This window comes from Mesorhizobium sp. M5C.F.Ca.IN.020.32.2.1 (assembly GCF_004023105.1).
Taxonomy (GTDB): Bacteria; Pseudomonadota; Alphaproteobacteria; order Rhizobiales; family Rhizobiaceae; genus Mesorhizobium; species Mesorhizobium wenxiniae.
Genome location: NZ_RZSX01001251.1, coordinates 1 through 1,335, shown reverse-complemented (window position 1 = coordinate 1,335; position 1,335 = coordinate 1). Strand labels below are relative to the sequence as shown.

2 protein-coding genes are annotated in these 1,335 nt (G+C 62.9%); both read left to right on the top strand.

What is annotated here, in order from left to right:
* Window positions 1-505 (top strand): homogentisate 1,2-dioxygenase domain-containing protein (locus EOA86_RS34880; protein WP_128345647.1); only part of this gene is annotated, 505 nt, incomplete at its 5' end.
* A partial coding sequence (locus EOA86_RS34875; RefSeq protein ID WP_164892335.1) for an MBL fold metallo-hydrolase occupies window positions 502-1,335 on the top strand: 834 nt, incomplete at its 3' end. The genes EOA86_RS34880 and EOA86_RS34875, both read left to right, overlap by 4 nt.

The following is a 1,335-nucleotide window of genomic DNA, read 5'->3' as shown; positions in this document are numbered from 1 at the left end:
CTATAAATATGATCTTGAGACCTTTTCGCCGGTCGGCGCGATCCTGTTCGACCATCCCGATCCATCGATCTTCACGGTGCTGACCGCGCCGAGCGGCGAGGAGGGCACCGCCAACATCGACTTCGTCATCTTCCCGCCGCGCTGGCTGGTGGCTGAAAACACGTTCCGCCCGCCTTGGTACCACCGCAACATCATGAGCGAGTTCATGGGCCTGATCCACGGCCAGTACGACGCCAAGGAGGAGGGCTTCGTTCCGGGCGGCATCAGCCTGCACAATCTGATGCTGGCCCACGGGCCTGACGCGTCTGGCTTCGAAAAGGCCTCGCGCGCTGAGCTGAAACCGGTCAAGCTCGACAACACCATGGCCTTCATGTTCGAGACGCGATTCCCGCAGATGCTGACCCGCTACGCCGCCGAGCTCGAAACCCGGCAGGACAATTACATCGACTGCTGGGCCGATCTGAAGAAGCGCTTCAACGGCACGCCGGAGGGCGACTGGTCTTGAGCGCTGATCCAACGCGGGATCGGCTGGTGCTGCTGGGCTCGAAGGGCGGCCCGGCACTTCGGCCGGGCGGACCGTGGCCGAGCTCGTCGGTGTTGGAGATCGGAGGGCGCTACATCGTCGTCGATTGCGGGCTTGGCGTGACGCGCGGGCTCGCCGATGCCGGCATCAGCCCGAAGGCGCTAGACCTGGTCTTCATCACGCATCTGCATTCCGACCATGTGCTGGAACTCGGTCCGCTGGTCCACACCGCCTGGACGGCGGGTCTGGCGACACCGGTCACCGTGTTCGGCCCGCCCGGCACCGGCCATTACTGGCAGCGTTTTTGTCAGGCGATGGAATTCGACATCGAGACACGCATTGTCGACGAAGGCCGGCCTGATATCGAAGATATGGTTTCGATTGTCGAGTTCGGCGAAGGCCGAGTGATGGAGAAACGTGGCCTGAAGGTTTCGGCGCTGCGCGTCGACCATCCGCCGGTGACCGACTGCTTCGCGGTGCGCTTCGAGCATGCCGGACAAAGCGTGGTGTTCTCCGCCGATACGGCATTCTTTCCGCCATTGGCCGATTTTGCCAAGGGCGCCGACATCCTCGTCCATGAAGCGATGCTGGAGAAGGGCATCGAGCGGCTCGTCGCGAAAACCGGAAACGGCGCGCGGCTCAGAGAGCATCTGCTCGCCAGCCATACTTTTGCTGAGAAGGCGGGGCGCATCGCCAGTGATGCAGGGGTCAAAAGACTGGTCCTCAACCACCTCATTCCTGCCGACGATCCCGAGATCGGTGAGGCCGACTGGATTGCCGCCGTCAGGAAAACATGGGCCGGCGCCTTGACG